General features: G+C 68.0%; 13 protein-coding genes and 1 riboswitch. Of the genes, 9 read left to right on the plus strand and 4 right to left on the minus strand.

Annotated features, from left to right (window positions below; translation table 11 throughout):
• Window positions 1-47 precede the first annotated feature (47 nt).
• Window positions 48-938: an SMP-30/gluconolactonase/LRE family protein gene (locus tag P12x_RS13180; RefSeq protein ID WP_435011329.1), complete on the plus strand. Its 891-nt coding sequence runs from the start codon at window positions 48-50 to the stop codon at window positions 936-938.
• Window positions 939-1,013: 75 nt separating this feature from the next.
• On the opposite strand, the gene ispD is transcribed toward P12x_RS13180, so the two are convergent.
• A complete protein-coding gene (ispD, locus tag P12x_RS13185; RefSeq protein ID WP_435011330.1) occupies window positions 1,014-1,796 on the minus strand; it encodes a 2-C-methyl-D-erythritol 4-phosphate cytidylyltransferase in 783 nt (260 codons plus the stop codon).
• Window positions 1,797-2,047: 251 nt separating this feature from the next.
• On the opposite strand from ispD, the gene P12x_RS13190 reads away from it, so the two are divergent.
• On the plus strand, window positions 2,048-3,091 hold the full coding sequence (locus P12x_RS13190; RefSeq protein WP_435011331.1) for an isocitrate/isopropylmalate family dehydrogenase: 1,044 nt from the start codon (window positions 2,048-2,050) through the stop codon (window positions 3,089-3,091).
• A 70-nt stretch (window positions 3,092-3,161) separates the two neighbouring features.
• Here the strand turns inward: P12x_RS13190 and P12x_RS13195 are convergent, their stop codons facing one another.
• Window positions 3,162-3,617 (minus strand): hypothetical protein, encoded by a 456-nt coding sequence (locus P12x_RS13195; RefSeq protein ID WP_435011332.1) that lies wholly within the window; start codon window positions 3,615-3,617, stop codon window positions 3,162-3,164.
• Window positions 3,618-4,054: 437 nt separating this feature from the next.
• Here P12x_RS13195 and P12x_RS13200 point away from each other — a divergent pair, with 437 nt between their 5' ends.
• A complete protein-coding gene (locus P12x_RS13200) occupies window positions 4,055-5,905 on the plus strand; it encodes an ABC transporter permease subunit (protein WP_435011333.1) in 1,851 nt (616 codons plus the stop codon).
• On the opposite strand, the gene P12x_RS13205 is transcribed toward P12x_RS13200, so the two are convergent.
• Window positions 5,896-6,327: a carboxymuconolactone decarboxylase family protein gene (locus P12x_RS13205; RefSeq protein ID WP_435011334.1), complete on the minus strand. Its 432-nt coding sequence runs from the start codon at window positions 6,325-6,327 to the stop codon at window positions 5,896-5,898. The two genes, P12x_RS13200 and P12x_RS13205, sit on opposite strands and share 10 nt — an antisense overlap.
• Before the next feature lie 262 nt (window positions 6,328-6,589).
• On the opposite strand from P12x_RS13205, the gene P12x_RS13210 reads away from it, so the two are divergent.
• The 5 genes from P12x_RS13210 to P12x_RS13230 all read left to right on the plus strand — a co-directional run bounded on the left by P12x_RS13210 (window position 6,590) and on the right by P12x_RS13230 (window position 14,814).
• On the plus strand, window positions 6,590-8,257 hold the full coding sequence (locus P12x_RS13210; RefSeq protein ID WP_435011335.1) for a hypothetical protein: 1,668 nt from the start codon (window positions 6,590-6,592) through the stop codon (window positions 8,255-8,257).
• Between the two features lie 170 nt (window positions 8,258-8,427).
• Window positions 8,428-9,222, plus strand: coding sequence for a ThuA domain-containing protein (locus P12x_RS13215; protein ID WP_435011336.1), 795 nt, complete (start codon window positions 8,428-8,430; stop codon window positions 9,220-9,222).
• 422 nt (window positions 9,223-9,644) lie between these two features.
• Window positions 9,645-9,995, plus strand: coding sequence for a hypothetical protein (locus P12x_RS13220; RefSeq protein WP_435011337.1), 351 nt, complete (start codon window positions 9,645-9,647; stop codon window positions 9,993-9,995).
• 243 nt (window positions 9,996-10,238) lie between these two features.
• Window positions 10,239-10,661 carry a response regulator gene (locus tag P12x_RS13225; protein WP_435011338.1) on the plus strand — a complete coding sequence of 141 codons (423 nt, stop codon included), beginning with the start codon at window positions 10,239-10,241 and terminating at the stop codon, window positions 10,659-10,661.
• 70 nt (window positions 10,662-10,731) lie between these two features.
• Window positions 10,732-14,814 carry a PAS domain-containing protein gene (locus P12x_RS13230; protein ID WP_435011339.1) on the plus strand — a complete coding sequence of 1,361 codons (4,083 nt, stop codon included), beginning with the start codon at window positions 10,732-10,734 and terminating at the stop codon, window positions 14,812-14,814.
• 93 nt (window positions 14,815-14,907) lie between these two features.
• On the opposite strand, the gene P12x_RS13235 is transcribed toward P12x_RS13230, so the two are convergent.
• Window positions 14,908-16,902, minus strand: coding sequence for a universal stress protein (locus tag P12x_RS13235; RefSeq protein WP_435011340.1), 1,995 nt, complete (start codon window positions 16,900-16,902; stop codon window positions 14,908-14,910).
• A 99-nt stretch (window positions 16,903-17,001) separates the two neighbouring features.
• Window positions 17,002-17,166: riboswitch (cyclic di-AMP (ydaO/yuaA leader) on the minus strand.
• Between the two features lie 272 nt (window positions 17,167-17,438).
• On the opposite strand from P12x_RS13235, the gene P12x_RS13240 reads away from it, so the two are divergent.
• Window positions 17,439-18,800 carry a histidinol phosphatase gene (locus P12x_RS13240; RefSeq protein WP_435011341.1) on the plus strand — a complete coding sequence of 454 codons (1,362 nt, stop codon included), beginning with the start codon at window positions 17,439-17,441 and terminating at the stop codon, window positions 18,798-18,800.
• The last annotated feature ends 113 nt before the right edge of the window (window positions 18,801-18,913 follow it).

The raw sequence follows: 18,913 nt of genomic DNA on the forward strand, positions 1-18,913 counted from the left end.
TACGGGACTGTTAGCTGAAAAACGTGGCCCCCCTGGAGACGCCACCCATGATCCCCATCCTGCGCGACGCCGGCCTCTCGAAGCTTCTGGATAGCGACTCGGTCGAGACCGTCGCCGATGGCCTGGTCTTCACCGAGGGGCCGCTCTGGCTCCCCGACGGCTCGCTCCTGTTCCAGGACATCAAGGCCGAGCGGACGTACAAGGTCGCCCCCGACGGGTCCGTGCGCGTCCTCCGCGAGCAGACCCACGCCGCCAACGGCCAGACCTTCGACCCGAAAGGACGCGTGGTCTTCTGCGAGCAGAACGGCCGCCGGATCTCGCGGATGGACCCCGACGGGTCGAACGTCGAGACCGTCGTGGAAGCCTGGGAAGGCAAGCGGCTCAACAGCCCCAATGACATCGTGGCCCGGTCCGATGGACTCCTCTACTTCACCGACCCGCCCTACGGGGTCCAGCCTGACGACCGCGAGATCCCGTTCCAGGGCGTGTACGCCCTCGACGGCCTGGGGATCCCCCGGCCGGTCCTCGACGACTTCGAGAAGCCCAACGGGCTGGCCTTCTCGCCCGACGACCGGACCCTCTACGTCTGCGACACCGCCCGGTACCACGTCCGGGCCTTCGACGTCGAGAAGTCCGGGACCATCGACCAGGCTTCCGGCCGGGTCTTCTGCACCCTCGACCCCGGCCAGGCCGGAGGCCCCGACGGGATGAAGGTCGACCTCGAAGGCCGGGTCTACGTCGCGGTGGCCCTGGGCGTCTGGGTCTTCGAGCCCGACGGCAAGCTCCTGGGAATCCTGGGCCTCCCCCAGCGCCCCTCGAACCTCAACTGGGGCGGCCCCGGTGGCAAGACCCTCGCCATCACGGCCGTCGACCACGTCTACAAGGTCCGATTCCAGGCGGCGGGCTTGACCCCGCCCTTCGTGCCTCGCCCGATATGAGCCAATTCTTGCAGGTCAGGGGTCGCCCTGACGAGTCAGGGGATTTGGTGGGAAGCCCAGCCCTTCGGGCTCCTCTCAGAACAGGTCATCCAGGCTCCGTTTCGGCCCCTGTTCCCACTTCGCCGACTCATCGGAGAAGGGGTGCAGGGGCGTGTCGCGCGGGGGCCTGGGTAGGGCCTTGAGGATCGCCGAGGCCAGCCGGAGATCGGCGGCGGTGGTGATCTTGAGGTTCATCGGGGAGCCTTCGACCACATGGCACGGGTGGCCGATCGCCTCGACAAGCTGGGTGTCGTCGGTGATCGCCTCGTCGAGCCCGGCCCGATTCGCGTAGGCCCTGACGAGCAGGTCCTTGCGGAAGACCTGGGGGGTCTGTGCCCCGAACAGTCCGGCCCGGGGGACGGTCTCGACGATCACACCATCGAGCCCGACCCGCTTGAGGGTGTCGGCCACGGCGACGGCCAGGAGGGCGGCCCCGTGCTCGATCGCGGCGGCGAAGACGGCGTCGACCTGCTCGGAGGCAAGGCAAGGACGGGCGGCATCATGGACGGCGACGTGGTCGACCGAAGGGTCGACCGCCTCCAGGGCCTTCGCGATCGTGTCGTGACGCTCGGCCCCGCCCTCGACGACGGTGATCTCGCGGAACGCGACCTCGGCCCCGTACCGGCGGTCGAACAGCTCGCGGTCCTCGGGGTGGATCGCGACGATCACCTGAGCCACGTCGTCGCGGCCCAGGAACGAATCGGCCGCGCGGAGCCAGACGGCCCGGCCGTCGAGGTCGACGTAGATCTTCTTCTGCTTCGGGTCGCCGAACCGCGTCGAACGCCCGGCGGCCGGCAAGATCACGGCAAATCGGCCCATCGAGACACCCCTCGGCCCTCGAATCGGTCGAGGAGCCTGACCCCGCCCGATCGGTCGCCCGATTGTGGCCCCGATCGCCCGGCGAAGTCAACGCGAACGCCTCGACGGATCTTCGGGCACGCCATCCGCCCGGAGGCCCGGTTTGACGCCCCTCGGCATCTCCCTACAATGGAAGACTCAGCCGGGCGGGAAATCGATCCTCGAATCGACAACCCGCCCGCGCCCGCCCTTCCCTGGGAGCTCGATCACGCATGCGTCCCACCTACCCGGTCACCGAACTCCTGGGCGACGGGATCGGGGCCGAGCTGTCCCGGGCCATCCATACCCTGGCCGATTCCCTGCCCATCCAGCTCGATTTCCGGGCCGTCGACCTGACCCTCGCCACTCGGAGGGCCCGGGGCAAGGCGGCTTATGACGAGGCCGTCGAGGCAGTGACCGAGACCCGGGTGGCCCTCAAGTATCCGACCGTCACGGCCGAGGAGAGCCCCAACGCCGTCCTCCGTCGGCGGCTCGACCTCTCGGTCATCCACCGGCCGGTCTACACCATCCCCGGGGTCCCGACCAATTTCCGGGGCGAACTGGACCTGGACATCATCCGGGTGGCTACCGGGGGGACGTACGACGACCCCGGCCGACCGATCGGCGAGGATGGCGCGGTGAGCCTCCGGATCGTCGAGCGGCGGCCCGTCCGCGAGGCCGCCCGCTACGCCTTCGGGCTGGCCCGGAAGACCGACAAGCGCGTGACCTCGGCCTCGAAGTACACGATCCAGAAGGCGACCGACGGGCTGTTCGAGGCCGTCACCCGCGAGGTCGCCCAGCAGTACCCCGAGGTCGCCCACAACGTCGAGCTGTTCGATGCCCTCCTGGGCAAGGTCATCATGCTCCCCGAGCGGTTCCAGATCGTCCTGGTCCTGAACGAGTACGGCGACTTCCTCTCGGACATGGCCTGCGGGCTGGCCGGCTCGCTCGGGATCGGGGCCAGCGCCAATCTCGCCTTCGATGCCTCGTCGGTGGTCCGGGTCGCGCTCTTCGACGCGGCGCACGGGACCGCCCCCGATATCCAGGGGAAGAACCTGGCCAACCCCACGGCCATCTTCCTGGCGCTCTCGATGCTCCTCTACCAGATCGGCGAGATCGCCATCGGCCAGGCCGTCAAGCAAGCCACGCTCGGGCTCCTCCGCGACGGCGTCCGGACCCGAGACCTGGGCGGGACCGAGTCGACCGACACCTTCACCGCCGCCGTGGCCGCCGAGGTCGCCCGGAAGCTGGCCCCGGCCTCGAAGCCGGGACCTTGAAATGCACCGGCCCCGGCGAGTTGCCACCGGGGCCGATGATCGAGGGTCTCACTCGGGGCCGATCGCCCGATCACTCCTTGGCGGGCTGGGCCTTCGACCCGTCCTGCATCACGGCGGCCCGGCGTTCCCAGGCGTGCTTGACGTAGGGCTCGTAGTCGGCGAAATCGCCCGAGCCCGTCCAGCCCTTTTGCAGGTCGGGCTGGACGTGATCGTAGGTCTTGTCGCGGAACTCGGGCCGGTCGTGGCTCTCCCAGCCGTATCGGTAGGCGGGATTGGCCCGCTCCCACGGCTGGCTGGCGCGGGCCGGATCGGACTTGTGGTAATCCAGGAATTCCTGCTCGTGGTGCTCGTAGTCGACCGAGTACCCGACCGCCGCCCCGGCCAGGGTGCCCACGGCCACACCCACGGCCGCGCCCAGCGGGCCGCCCGCGGCCAGCCCCAGGATCGTGCCCATCACGGCCCCCCCGGCGCCTCCGGCTGCGGCCCCGGCCACTCCCTCACTGCCCTTGGATTCGTTGTCGGCCATCGCAATGTCTCCTGAATCGGGCCCAGGCTTGATTTCGAACGTCGATGATGGGGACGAACCGGCTCGATTGGCCGCCATTCCCGCAACATCCCAGGGCCGGCATCCGGTATCGAATCGAAGATCAAGTCCCCTCCGATCCGATATGAGCGGCACAAATCATGCCAACGCCGGACCTCGGAGGCCCCCGACCCCGAATCGAGTGGACAAGGCAGATTCATGGGCTCGGGCCCAAGTCGCTTCCCGGGTGCCTTGCTCTCGCGAAGCGTGAGCATGAGTCGGGGTCGCAACATGCTCACGCTTCGCGAGAGCATGGCACCCGGCACACCCCCTGGCCTATCGACGAATTCTTTCGGATTTCGATTGGTTCGGCCGCCCCCGGTTGATATGCTCGGCTTCGGATCGCTCCGTCGAGGATCCGAAGCCGAGGGCCGCCGACCATGATCCTGGGACCCGTCTTCCGCGCCGAGTTGCTCCGGACGGCCCGACGTCGCCGCTATTACGCGGCGAGGTTTGTTTATGGGCTCTTGCTCCTCTTCATCATCTGGATCGGCTATGCATCGGCGACCGCGGTGTCCTCGACGGTCACGATCGACCAGGTGGCCCGATTTGCCGAGGAGACGTTTATCCGGTTCGCGGTCGTGCAACTGATCGCGATCCTCCTGATGATCCCCGCGCTTTTCGGCGGGGCGATCGCCGACGAGAAGCAGCGGAAGACCTTGCATTACCTGATGGCCAGCCGACTTTCGAGCTTTGAGATCGTGGTCGACAAGGTCCTGGGCCGGGCCCCTCACCTGGCCGTCTTCCTGGCCCTGGGCCTGCCGATCGTGAGCCTCCTGGGGCTTTTCGGCGGGGTCCCGCCGGAGTACGTGGCGATCGCGTACATCGGGACGTTCTCGACGGCCTCGTTCGCGGTGGCCCTGACGGTCCTGGTCTCCACGATGGCCCGGAAGGTCCGGCAGGCGGTCCTGATCGCCTACGTGTTGATGCTGGGCTGGCAATTCATCCCGGTGATGGTCTGGGGCTTCGGCAGTCGCCTCTATCCGGCGACGTACTCCTGGATCGAGCCGGTGGTCGATTGGGTGGGGGCGACCTGCCCTCTGACCCTCTACGTCAGGACGATGATGTTCATGGGGAGGACGACCCGAGGCCCCTGGGCGATGGTCGAGCCGTTCGCCTGGATGGTCGGGCTCCAGCTGGCGGGGGCAGGGTTGATGATCCTGCTGGCGGTCTGGCAACTCCGCCCGACGTTCCGCCGGCATGCGGAGGCCCGTCCGCGTCGGGGGTGGTTCGGCCGGGCGGACCGAGGCCCTCGGGCTCGCCGACGGATCTGGGACCGTCCCGAGTGCGGCGACGACGCGATGGGGTGGAAGGAGCGTTATTTCATCCAGACCGACGCCTTCACCCGGATGGTGGTCCTGCCGGCGACGGTCCTGGTCTCGGTCGTCCTGATCCTGGTCGTCGGGATCGACGAGACGCTCCGGAACGCCTTCGTCGACCTCTGGCGAGCAGGCCTGAGCGGTTGGGGGAACGGCGACGAGAAGTTCCTGGAGCAAATCCGGGTCTTCTCGGCCTGGTACGTGGCGATCTGGCTCCTGGCGGTCGCGGGGTCGTCGGCGTCTTCGGTCACGGTCGAGCGCGAGGAGGACACCTGGGTCAGCCTGACCTCGACCCCCCTGACCGCCCGGGAGATCCTCCGGGGCAAGGCCCTGGGCGCGATCTGGGCCCAGCGAGGGTTCGCGGCGGTCCCGCTCGGCCTCTGGACGATCGGGCTCCTGGTCGGCTCGATCCACCCTCTGGGATTCCTGGGGGCGCTCCTGATGTTCGGCCTGGTCACCTGGCTGGTCGCATCGGTGGGCGTCCATGCCTCGCTCCGGGCGAACAGCACGTCGAAGGCACTGACCTCGACGATCACCGCCCTGTTCGTCCTGTCCGGATATCCCGCCTTCCTGCTCTGGTCGTTCCTGGAATATGGCGTCTGGGATCGATATGTCTCGTTCGTCGGGCTCCCCGCCCGACTGGCGGTCGGCCCGTTGGTCTCGTATTCGTATGTCTCTCGGGAGTGGACGACGCTGACGGTCCACGGATACCGCCAGCTCGAATTCATCAACTACATCGTCATCGGCCTGATCCTGTTGGTCGTTTATGAGTGGATCGCGGCGATCCTCACGCTCCGGGCCTTCCGCCGGTTCGACGCCTGGCTGGACCGCCCCCGGATGACGCTCGAACGTCGGCCGGATCGCAAGCCGGCCCCGACCGTCTCAGTCTCCGAGCCGGGCCTTCAGTCCTGAGGCGGGAAGACGTCGGGCTCGATCTGGTAGCCGTGGGCGATCGCGTTGGTCGCGTTGAAGAGGCCGACCACCGACATCACCTCGCCCAGGGCCTCGGCGTCGAGCCCGAGCTTCCTCACGGCCGCGGTGTGCGACTGGACGCAGTACGGGCAGCCGTTGGTGGCCGAGACCGCCAGCGCGATGATCTCGCGGGTCAATGGGTCGAGCTTGCTGGTCCGGTGGACGGCCTCGGGGTGCATGATCGACTTGAGGCGGGTCCAGGTCAGGTAAAGATGCTCGGGGCAGGTGGCCAGGACCCGCCAGAACCGGGGAACGAAGTCGATCTTCTTGGTCGCCTTGATGTCCTCGAAGATCGAGGCGACCCGGCCGGTGGCCTCGGATTCCTGGACGGGACGGACGGTCGCTTCGGGTCGGTCGCTCATGAGACCTGATCCTCCCTCGACGGAGACAGATGACGGATAACGGACCGGTGATGGCTGAAAGGTGAAGGCCGACCCGATCGGGGAGAGATCGTGCCGGTCTCGCCGATTGTCGGGAATCTACGACATCCGACAAGTCCCCTCCGCCCGGTCCGGCCCCAAAAACGCCAGGAGTCCGCGCGGGGCGTCCGATAGAGACAACAGGGGCCGGACGGCGGCGAGCCGGCCCCCTTCGGTAGCTTCGACGGACCGGAGCTGATATCGCGTGCGTGTTGACGATCAAAACCACCCGGAACTCGAGGGCAACCCCTCGCTCGATCGGCCGGCAACGGCCCGGATCGGTGCGCGGGCGTTCAGCTCGACGGTGCTGGCCCTGCTCATGGCGGGGACGTCCTGGGTGGTCGCTTCGTGGGTCTCGGCGTGGCTCGTCCCGCCGTACCTGATCCTGATGGCCCTGATCCTGCTCCCCTCCTCCGGCCGCCCTCGGGGCGGACCGGCCGAGGTTGGCCCGGACTCGGCGGACACCCTTGGGCCGGGCCTCCCGGTCGAAGATTCCGCCGGTCGGGCGACCCCGGAGACGTCCCCGGCCTCGGCCGAGGCGTCGGTCGGGACGGATCGGGCCGCCGACTCGCCCCCCACCCGGGGGCGTCGAGGCAAGGGGAGGGCGCGGAAGGCGAAGCAGGCCGTCGAGCCCATCGAGGCGACCTGGATCGAAGTCGCGCCCGGTAAATTCGTCCGGTCCGAAGGGCCGAGGTCGTCGGCCGAGGCCGGACCCCATGATCCCATGGGAGTCCCGGTCGAGGCCCCGAGCACGCCGCAACCGCCGCAGGCCGACGAGGCCAACCCCCTCGATCGGGCCGAGGCCCCGGGATCGGACGAGGCGTCTCCCGACGTCGAATCCGCCCGGCCAGCCGAAGCCCTCGCCGAGGAGCCCAGCTTCGTCGGAGCCGAGCCGGCCGAGGATGCCTTGCCCGATTCCGACCCCGTCGGAAATCCGGAGGGCAACCCGGCCGGGGAAGTCCTCGCATCGGGGTCGACGGCAACCTCGGAGTTCGCGGAAGGATCCGAATCGTCCGGGATCGAAGGATGTCCCTCGGCCGCCGACGGCATCGCGCCGCAGGTCGAAGGGGCTTCGTTCGAGACCGAGGCGGCTCATCCCGAAGCCGACTTCGAGGCCGAAGTCGACCGGAACTGGTCCGAGTCGGAAGTCGAGGGATCGGAGCCGGGCGACGCACCGGCCTTCGAAGACCTTGCCCCGAGCCCACCGATCGAGTCGATCGACCTCGCTGCCGAGGCGGTCGACCCGTCGGAATCCGCCCCGTCGGAATCGTCCGGCTTCGAAGAAGGGCCGATGGTCCGGGCAAGGTTGCCCGAGCCCGAGGTCCCGATCGAGGCCATCGACCCGACGGGATCGGATGAGGGCGAAGCGGCCGAGGTCCCGGAGGCCATCGAGTCGTCCGAGCTTCCCGATCCCGAGCCCACCGACTGGACTTCCCTCGCCGATGTCGCGACGGAGATCGTTGATGAGTCGATGGAATCCTTCGAAGGGGAAGATCCGACCGAGATCGCCGTCGACGAGACGGTCCTCGACGACGCCGGAACCTTCGATGGCCCCGGCGACGAACCCGACGAGACTCCCGCCGAGGCCCTCCTCGATCCGGAAGCCCTCCCGGGCGTCCCGGGCGGCTCGGCCTGGTGGCCCAGGCGCATCGCTCCCAGGGCCAGGACCCGCGATGGGCACGACCGCCGAGCGACCTCCAACCTGCCGCCTCATCGGCGGCTCGTCCGGTCTCGAGGCCCGGCCCATCGGCCGCCCGACCCCCGACGCATCACGCGCCGAGGGGCCGGCCGGCCCCGCCAGATCACCCGGACGTTCCCTCCCCGATCGCCCCCAGGAACCCGTCTCTCGGGGCGGAGCATGCTGATGATTTAATTTTTTGAACTTGTCAGTACATTTGTCATCGATATCCGGCGTTGGTCCCCTCAATGCGACAGGCCGTTGATCGTCGATCCGGAATCCGTTCAACTGACAGGCTCCCGGGCCGCTCGGGACGATGATCCCCCAAGGCCCCTTCCACTTGTAACGCACCAGGGAGCAATGAGATGCGCCGATGGATCTTGCCGATCGTCGTGCTGGCCGGGGCCTCGACGATCCCCGCCAGGGCCGACGAGCCCTCGAAGCCGGTCAAGCTGCTGATCATCACCGGGAACACCCACTCGGCCCACGACTGGAAGACGACCACGCCGGCCCTCGACGAGGTTCTCTCGAAAGGCGGGAAAATCGACGTCGACGTCACCACCACCCCGGCCACCGACCTGACCGACGAGAACCTCGCCAAATATGACGTTCTGCTGCTCAACTACTACGACTTCAAGACGGCCGAAGCGAAGCCCGAGACCAACTGGTCCGAGTCCAACAAGGCGGCCTTGCTCAAGGCGGTCCACGACGGAGGCAAGGGGCTGGTCCTGATCCACCACGCCTCGGGGGCGTTCACCAAGCCGAACTGGGTCGAGTTCGAGAAGGCCGTCGGCGGCTGGCGGACCCAGGGGTTCCACGGCCCGGCGCACGACTTCACCGTCAAGAGGTCCGACAGCCCCCACCCGATCTCCGAAGGGGCTCCCGCCGAGTTCGCCCACGTCACCGATGAGCTGTACCAAAATTGCCTGGTGCCCCCCGGCAGCGTCGTCCTGGCGACCGCCTATTCCGACCCCTCCAAGCCCAAGGGGACCGGCAAGGACGAGGTCGTGATCTGGGCGAGCACCTACGGCAAGGGGCGAATCTTCGAGAACGTCCTGGGTCACGACGCCGCAACCATCCAAGACCCGGGCTTCCAGACCTGGACCCGCCGAGGCGTGATCTGGGCCGCCACCGGCAAGGTCCCCTCGGACCTGAAGTGACCAAGGCCCGCTCGCCTCGCGGACCGAACGAACCCAAGCGGCCCACAAACCCCAACCGAAAAACAACTTAAGACCAAACACCGGGGCTCCCGAATCCCGCCGGATGCCCCGGTTCGCCCCGCGCCTAACGAACCCGGGCTCCCGCGCGACCCGGTTGATGGTCGAGAAAAAACGAACCCAACGACCGATCGTTCTCGTCGACAACGCGGTGACCTCCCCCGGGAAAAACGAACCCAAGGCTCGATGAGTGCCGGGCAGGCGGAAGCCCGCCCGGACTCCCGCCTTCCGATCATCTTCCTCCGATCGGGTCTGATCTTATCCCTGTTTCCCGGGCCGAGATCCCGGAATGACCAGTCGCCGAGGCGGCTTCGATCGTCGATAATGGAGGCGGAGGAGCCCCGAGTGTCCCGGGAGGCGCGAGGATGGCGGCCGGTCAGCGCGATTACAGCAAGGCCCGGCTGACCCGGCACGCCCTCGAGCGGTTCGTCGGACGCTTCAACGTCGAGCCCGATTCGGCCGAGTCCCAGCTCAGGGACGCGCTGGCGAGGACGCGTCGGCTCGGGCGGAACCCGGAGAACGAAGCCGTGGCCGTCCTGGCGATCCACCGGGGGAAGGTCCTGGTCGCGATCCTCAACGCTTCGAGCTGCCTGACCGTCCTGACCTGGCCCCAGTTCGAGCCCAGGATGCCCGAGTTCGGCCGGCCCAGGCTCCCTCGAAAACGAGGGCGGATGTTCCGGAGGCTAGCCGGGCCGAGACCAGACGAGATCCCATAAGCGGTGGATCGGGCTGGTTCTTCGGGCCGAAGATTGAGACGGCCCATCAGCGATTAGGCATCATTGCCGCCAGATCTGGCTTCCCTGCCGTTGACAATGGTGAATCGCCGTCTTATTTTTTAATCTCAGGGATGTAGGAGCGAAGCGTAAATCAGCTCGATTGGACATCTATAACACAAGACGCCCCGTCTTAAGCATCGCACGACGACGTCTGGTGCTTCTCTCTCCAAGGTGGAGTTGACGATGCTGACAACAGTCTCCCTGGCGAGGACCGCGAATCCGGTTTGCCATCGCATCCTCCTGGCCGACGATAACGGATTATTGAGGACCGCCGTCCAGGGCATGATCGGCCTGTTGGGCCATCTGGCCGAGGCGGTGAGCAATGGTCGAGAGGCGGTGGAGCAGGCGGCTCGCGTCGAGTACGACATCATCTTCCTCGATCTCCAGATGCCCGAGATGGGCGGGATCGAGGCCGCTTCGATGCTCCGGCGTGGCCGAACCGAAGGGCGTCCCTGGCTCATCGCCCTCTCGGCGGATGATGGGGGCGTCGTCGATCATCGAGCCGCCGGCCTGGATGATTTCGTCGCGAAGCCGATTCGCATGGACGATCTCCGTCGCATCTTCCGACGCTATGATTCCCGAGGGCGCGGACGAGATCCGACCTGACCGAATCGACGCGACGGCCCACGGACCGTCTCGCTGGCTCGAAGATTCCGAGGGACCTGCGGGAGGTTGAATGAACTCCGTCGAGCCGACCCGGTGGGACGAACAGCGGCTCGCCCGGGCCAGGCGAGCCTCGACGTGGGCGGGGACCTTTTGCGTTGGCCTGGGTGCCTTGGTCCTGGTCGGTTTGGCTCTCGACATCCCGACACTGAGGGGCGTCCTGAACGGCTGGGCCACGATGAAAGCCAATACAGCCCTGGCGTTCGTGGCCGCGGGGGCCTCGCTCTGCCTGGTCGGCGGCCCTGCTCGACTGACGACCGCGAGCCTGGTCCTGGCGGCCGTCGTCGCCTCGATCGGCCTGCTCACCCTCGGGGAGTATCTGGCGGGTGTCGACTTGGGCCTCGACGAATGGCTGATCCGGGTCGATCCGGCGGGGATCCAGGAGCTCCATCCCGGCCGGATGTCCCCGGTCTCCGCCTTGAATTTCGCCGTCGTCGGCCTCGCCCTCCTGCTCCTGAACGCGAGGATCGGGCGTTGGCGAGCCCTCGGGCAGTGGGCCACCCTCATCCCGGCCATGACCTCCTTGCTGGCATTGGTCGGCTATGCCTACGGCGTCCAAGGGATGTATCAATTCCAGCAATTCTCGTCGATCGCGGTCCACACCGCCCTGGGATTCGTCGTCCTCTGCGGGGGCCTCCTGCTCGTCCGGCCGACCGGCGGGCCGATGGCCGTCGTCCTGGATGACTCGCTGGGTGGCGTCATGGCCCGCCGCCTCCTGCCGACCCTGCTAATCCTCTATTTCTTCATCGGCTGGCTCCGCCTGATGGGGAGCCGGCGCGGGCTGTTCGGCGAAACCTTCGGCATCTCATTGCAGGTCGTCACGAGCACGGTGGTCACGACCGGCCTGGTCTGGTGGAATGCCCGCTCGCTGAACTTCTTCGATCGGGGACAGCGACGGATGCTGGACCGGCTCCGCCAGGGCGAGGCCCGCTCCCGACAGATTGCCGAGGGGCTCCCCCAACTGGTCTGGACCTGCCGATCCGACGGGTACTGCGACTACTTGGGCCGCCAGTGGGTCGAGTACACCGGCGTCCCCGAGGAGGATCAGCTCGGCTTCCGGTGGTCCGATGCGGTCCACCCCGGCGATCTCCCCGGCCTGATGGAGCACTGGGGGGAATGCATCAAGAGCGGCGGTTTCCTCGACGTCGAGTTCCGGATCCGCTCCGCTTCCGGGGAGTACCGATGGTTCAAGACGCGGGGGCTGCCCCTCCGGGACGACTCGGGGGCGATCGTCAAGTGGTTCGGCACGAACACCGACATCCACGACGAGCGCCTCCAGGCCGAGGCCTTGCGCGAGAGCGAGGAACGCCTCCGGCGAGTCCTCAAGGCCGCCCGGCTCGGCCACTGGGAATGGGACCTGGCGGACGACTGGATGACCTATCAAGGCGGGGCGACCTCGGTTTATGGCCGGCCCGACCGGATCTCGTTCGTCTCGATCATCGAGTTCCTCGAAGCCAGCCATCCCGATGATCGGCCCGGCCTGAAGGCGGCCCTCGAGCGGAGCATCGCGGACGACGCCCCTTTCGAGACCGAGTTCCGGATCGTCCACCTCGACGGCTCGGTCCGCTGGCTCGCCAGCAAGGGGGGCGTGTCCCGCGACCCGGAAGGGCGAGCCATCCGGATGGCCGGCGTCAACATCGACATCACCGAGAAGAAAGAGGCCGAGGCCCAGATCCGCCGGCTCAACGAGGACTTGGAGCGGAGGGTGGCCGAGCGGACCGCCGACCTCGCCCTGGCGAATGCGCTGCTACGCGAGGGGGAGGAGCGATTCCGAGGGGCCTTCGACGCCGCCGCCATCGGCGTGGCCCTGGTCGCCCCGGACGGTCGGTGGCTCCAGGTCAACGACTCGGTCTGCCAGATCGTCGGATACTCCGAGGCGGATCTGCTCGGCCGGTCGTTCCAGGAGATCACCCATCCCGACGACCTCGAAACCGACCTCGATCAGGTCCGCCGGGTCCTCGCCGGAGAGATCCGCTCGTTTCAGATGGAGAAGCGCTATTTCCACCGGGATGGGCACGTCGTCTGGGTCCTCCTGAGCGTCTCGCTGGTCCGCGACGCCGAAGGGAGCCCGCTCCACTTCGTCTCGCAGATCCAGGACATCACCGAGCGGAAGCGGTTCGAGGCGGAACTCCTCGCGGCCCGCGACCAGGCGATGGCCGCCACTCGGGCCAAGGCGGAGTTCCTGGCCAACATGAGCCACGAGATCCGGACCCCGATGAATGGGGTCATCGGGATGACCGAACTCCTGCTGGACACCCAGCTCGACGACCTCCAGCGCGACTACTCCGAGACCATCCGATCCAGCGGCGAGGCCCTGCTGACGGTCATCAACGACATCCTCGATTTCTCGAAGATCGAGGCCGGCAAGCTGAGCCTGGAGGCGACCGGGTTCGGCCTCCGGACGCTCATGGAGGAGGTCTCCGACCTGCTCGCCCCGAGGGCCCACCAGAAGGGGCTGGAGCTGATCTGTCGGGTCGATCCCGAGGTCCCCGACCGGCTCGTGGGAGACCCCGGCCGGATCCGACAGATCCTCACCAACCTGGCCGGCAACGCCGTCAAGTTCACCGACAAGGGCGAGGTCGTCCTGGAGGCCCGGCTTATCGGCAAGGACGAGGGCCGGGCGACCTTCAAGGTCTTCGTCCACGACACCGGGGTCGGCATCCCCGAGGATCGACAGGCCGAGGTGTTCGAAAGCTTCACCCAGGTCGACGGGGGGAGTAACCGGCGATTCGGCGGGACCGGGCTCGGCCTGACCATCTGCCGGAGCCTGGTCGGGATGATGGGGGGGACCATCGGCCTGGAGAGCCGGCCCGGCCGGGGCAGCACGTTCTGGTTCGAGCTGCGACTGGGCTTCGAGGCCGATGAAGGCGACCAACCCAGGCCCGACATCGCCGATTTCCGGGTGCTGGTCGTCGACGATCACGAGACCAACCGGACGGTCGCCCGCGAGATCCTCCTGTCGTGGGGCTGCCGGTCCGATGAGGTCTGTTCGGGGGCCGAGGCGCTGCTGAAGCTCATGCGCAGCCCCGAGGACGATCCCTACCGGCTCGTCCTCCTGGACCACGACATGCCGGGGATGGATGGAGATCGGACCGCCAGGGCCATCCGGGCCTCCTCTCGGCACTCGCGGACCCCGCTGGTCCTGATGTCATCGCTCGGCCAGTCCCGCGTCGGCGACGAGCCCGAGGCCGGGCTCTTCTCCGCGGTGCTGACCAAGCCCCTGCGCCGCTCCCAGCTCTACAATGCCCTCTGCCGGGCGACGGACGGGAACCCCGACTCGTCCCGAAGGCCGGGCTCTCCCACAGTCGCCGGGGAGTTGAAGCTCCCTCGACCGCTCTTCGTCCTGCTGGCCGAGGACAACGACGTCAATCGTCGGGTCGCGACCGGGATGGTCGAGCGGCTCGGGGGCAGGATCGAGGCCGTCCGGAACGGGCGGGAGGCGGTCGAGGCGCACGATCATGGCCGCCACGACCTGATCCTGATGGACGTGCAGATGCCCGAGATGGACGGCCTGGCCGCCACCCGGGCCATCCGAGAGGCGGAGAAGGCCACGGGCGTCCGCATCCCGATCGTCGCGCTGACCGCCCACGCGATGCAGGGGGACCGCGAGCGGTGCCTGATCGCCGGGATGGACGACTACCTCACCAAGCCGCTCCGCCCCGCCCCGCTCCTCGAGGCCCTGATCGCCTGGGGGATCGGGGGGAAGGCCCCTCGGGATCGGGATGTGGTCGAACCACCGACCGATCTCCGATCCTTCCGCCTGGAATCCCTCCGAGAGTCCTGCGGGAATGACCCCGAGATCATCCGCGACGTGCTCGGCCTGATCCTCGAGGAGACCCCGGAACGCCTCGATCGCCTGGACGCGGCGATCGCGACGGGCGACCGCCCCCGGATCGTCTGGGAGGCCCACAGCCTCAAGGGAGGGTTCCTGACCATCGGGGCCGAGGCCCTGGCCTCCGCCTGCCAGGAGTTGCTGGCCCTCGGCGAAGCGGCCGATTCCCGGGCCATCGAGGAGGCCAGCCGGCCGATCCGCGGCCATTGGGAGCAGTTGAAGGGAGAGGCCACCCGCTTCACCGAATCCCTCGCGATGGCCTGAGAGCCGAGAGCGAGTTCGCTGCCGACCGGGAGGGGATGGCCGATCGATCCCTCGGCGCCGGCCATCCCGCCACCCTCCCGAATCCTCCGGATTTCACGCGTGAATCAGCAACCCGATCCGCTCGGGGAGCTGTTCGGCGACGGCCTGGATGACGTCTCCCTTCATGGCCTTCCAGAGGGTCCCCCTTCGGGTGGTGCCCAGGAGCAGGAGGTCTGCGCCGTGGGTGACGGCCATGTCGAGGATGGCCTCGGGGATGTCCCGGGCGACCCCGTAGAGGAGCCTCAGCGGGACGCCGTTCTCCTGCGACTGGGCCCGGAGGCGATCGAAGAGGTCCAGGGCGTCGGAATCCTCGGCCAGGGTCGGCGGGGCGGTCGAGCCCATCGGGGTGACGGCCAGGTGGCGGATGAAGAGGATGTCGAGCTCGGCCTGGCGATTCTTGCACTCCTTGATCGCGAAGTCGATCAGGCGGGGGTTGCCCGTGGTGGCCACCATGATCCGCTCCTTGGGGCTGTACTCCCCCTTGAGGATCATCCTGGGCTTGGCCGGCGCGGCCTCGAGGGTCGGGGCCTCGGGCGGGGCCAGCAGGATCGCCCGGTATTTCTGGGTCTCGTAGCTGGCATAGCCCATGATCAGGGCCACGATCGACGACGGGATGAACGCCCGCCAGTCGTCGCCCATGATCAGGGCGATCCCCAGCTCGGCGGCGACGGCCGAGGCCGCGAAGGCCATGTAGCCGATCCGGGTCGATCGCTCGATCGGCACGACCTTGTTGGAGACGATCGTCACCAGGCGCCCGGCCAGGCCGGTCACGAGGACGATCAGGGCGAAGCTCCGGGCCGCCGGCTTCTCCAGGGTGATCGTCAGGCCGATGGCCAGCATGATCGCCGTCAGGCCGAGCATGAAGGCGCGTTCGAAGGTCTTGAGCTCGAGCTGGCGATTGGTCGAGGTCGAGGCCAGCGTGATCGAGATCGCCCCGACCACGCCGATCGCGTAGAGCCCGGCCAGCTTCTCGACGTCGGGGAAGAGGACCACCACCAGCGCCGGGATCACCGCGGCGACCACCAGCGGGATCTTGGGCATCCCGAACCGGTTCAGCTTGGCCAGCGCCTTGGGAAGCTCCTTGTCGCGCGAGAGCATGAACTGGGTCGAGACCAGCGCCCCGATCGCCGTGTTGACCGCCGAGAGCAGCAGGGCCGCGAAGACCACCGAGGCCACCGCTGCGAAGCCCGGGCTGATGTAGTGCGAGGCGATCTGCTTGAGCATGTCGCCGGTGTGCGCCAGGTCGCCGTTGGGCAGCTTCTCGAAGAGGATCTCGTCGGGCAGCGAGGTCATCGCCAGGGCCAGGATCAGGTTCAGGATCACGATCTCGATCAGGACCGGCAGGATCGCCTTGCGCGCGGTCTTCTCGACCGGCTGGACCATGATCCCGGTCATGTTGGCGATCGCCTCCACCCCCGAGAGCGCCAGGACGATCTCGGTGAACCCGATCCAGGATCGCGCCACCCCGTGCTTGAACGGGGACTCCACCCTCGCGAACGCCTCGCCCAGGTGGGGCAGGCAGGCCACGCCGATGACCAGGGTCAGGACCACCGTGGCCAGGGCCACGAACATGGCGATCGTCCCGGTCTTGGTCGGCCCGAAATAGTTGAGCCAGCCGATCGCCAGGATCGTCAGGGTCGCCGCCAGGGCGTCCAGCGGGATCCCCCCCGAGGTCCCGATCCCCCGGATGCTCAGGTAAAACCCGTTGATCCCCAAATAATGGAAGGCGTCGAGGCACGAGAGCGAGGCCGTGACCACGTAATCGGCGCAGAGCAGGAGCCCGCCGACGACGGCCAAGAGCTGCGACCTCCGCTGGGCCGAAGAGTAGACGCCGCCCCCGTCGGGGAAGAGCCGGCAGATGATCTCGTAGCTCCAGCCGACCCCGATCATCAGCAGGCACATCGCGGCGACGTACCAGAACGACGCCCGATAAGTGAACGCGAAGGCGAGGCCCAGCACGTAGAGCCGGCTCGTCCCCCAGTCGCCGAAGAGCATCGGTCCCGCATGATACCAGCGCAACTCGCGCGGACGTTCCCCGGTGGTCAGCATTGTCGACCGATTTCACTCCGCTAGGGGGGTTGGAGGACCGGAGGATGGGGGCCGGCCTGTCGAGGCCGGGAGTCGCCGAACCGGGAGGGTTCGGCGGCGAGAATACCCCTCGGACGCCTGCGAGGTTAGCTGACGGGCTCGGGGCCGAAGGTGCCCCGTCAAGACCGGTGGACGTCCCGGCCCGGATTAGCCCCGGGGGCCCGAGATAGGCCCCATTGGTTCCCCCGCCCCCCTGGCCTTCAAGGGGTTCGGCGATCTGTTCTACCGCGGTCCGTAGGCCGAGTCAGATTGGAATCCATCGGCGGGATCTTCGTCAAGGGGAAGGTGGGACCGCCCCGGCCTTCGGTGGCCGCAACGCGACATTCCGGCCGGCGGGATGCCCGGCCGGTCGACGCCCCGGCCCGCTTCGTGAACAATACAATCCGCCCACCGATCCGGGGTGGCGGCTCATCAATCTCGATACACTCCTCGATCCGCGGGGTACCGCGATCTCCGCTCTGTCTCCCCGCAAGCTCGATCCGCGAAGGGCCGGAACCATGCTCGATTCTCGACCGAGGGCGCTCATCGGACTCCTCCTGATCGCGATCGCCGGGGCGGCCCCGCCGGTCCGGAAACGCCCGCCGATCGAGCGGATGGGCACGGATCACCTGAAGGCGACCCACGCGGATGCCCTGGCCATCCGGGCCTCGCGGTCGACGATCCCGGCGATCCCCGGGCTCCGGGACTACCGGGCGATCTTCCACGCCCACGCCGAGGACTCGGCCCACACGGGGGGGACTCGCCCGGAGATGCTCGCCGAGGCGAAGCTCGCCGGGGTCGACGCGATCTTCCTCAGCGACCACCACCGACCGCCCCGGGATTTCGTCGAGAATAGCTGGCGAGGCCTCCACGATGGCGTCCTCTTCGTGCCGGGGTCCGAGGCCCGGGGGTTCCTGCTCGCCCCGACCCGGTCGATCCTCGGGCGGATGGACGACCCGACCCTCGAACTCCTCAAGGCCGCCCGGGCCGACGGCGGCCTGGCCTTCCTCTCGCATGTCGAGGAGCGGCCCGATCACGAGATGGCGGACCTCGACGGGATGGAGATCTACAACCGCCATGCCGACGCCAAGAAGGATCAGGCGGGCCTGGTCTCGCTGGTCCTCCGGTTGACCGATCCGACCTCGTTAAGCGTCCTTCAAGACGACCTCCAGGCCTATCCCGACGAGGTCTTCGCCGCCCAGGTGGAATATCCCGACGACTACCTGGCCAAGTGGGACCGCGAGACGAAGGCGAAGCGGCTCACGGGCGTGGCGGCGAACGACTGCCACCACAACCAGGTCCTCCTGGTGAAGAAGGTGGACGACGAGACGGTCCTGGTCGGCACGAACGTCGACCGGGACGACCAGATGAGGCGAGTCTCCGCCACCCTCCGCCCCGGGATCCGGGAGATGACCCGAGGGCGATCGGCGGGCGAGATCGTGGCCCGTCTCGACCTCGACCCCTATCACCGGTCGTTCCGGGACGCCAGCACCCACATCCTCGCCCCCGAATTGACCGAACCGGCCCTCCGCGCCGCCCTGGTCGAGGGGCACGCCTACGTCTCGCACGACTGGATCTGCGACCCGACCGGGTTCCGGTTCGAGCTGATCTCCGGTTCGGGGGCGAGGTCCATCCTGGGCGACGAGATCCGGTTCTCGCCCGGAGGTCGGATCGAGGCGAGGTTCCCCGCCCCTTGCAAGATCCGCCTGATGGAGGGGGGACGCGTCGTCGCCGAGGCGACCGGGGATCGGATCGAGGTCCCGGTGGAGGCGCCGGGGGTCTTTCGGGTCGAGGGCTGGCTGACCCTCGACGGCGAGGATCGGGGATGGATCTACTCCAACCCGATCTACGTCCGTGCCGACGACCCCGCCCTGCCCTGATCGGCCCAGGGGGTCCCCGGAGTGACTCCTGGGCGCGGACCCTCCTTGACGGGGGCATCATCTCCTCTAGAGTGGGTTTAACACTCGCCCTTTCCTCGTGCCACTGACCCCGG

Origin of the sequence: Tundrisphaera lichenicola (genome assembly GCF_051175385.1) — a bacterium.
Classification (GTDB): Bacteria; Planctomycetota; Planctomycetia; order Isosphaerales; family Isosphaeraceae; genus Tundrisphaera; species Tundrisphaera lichenicola.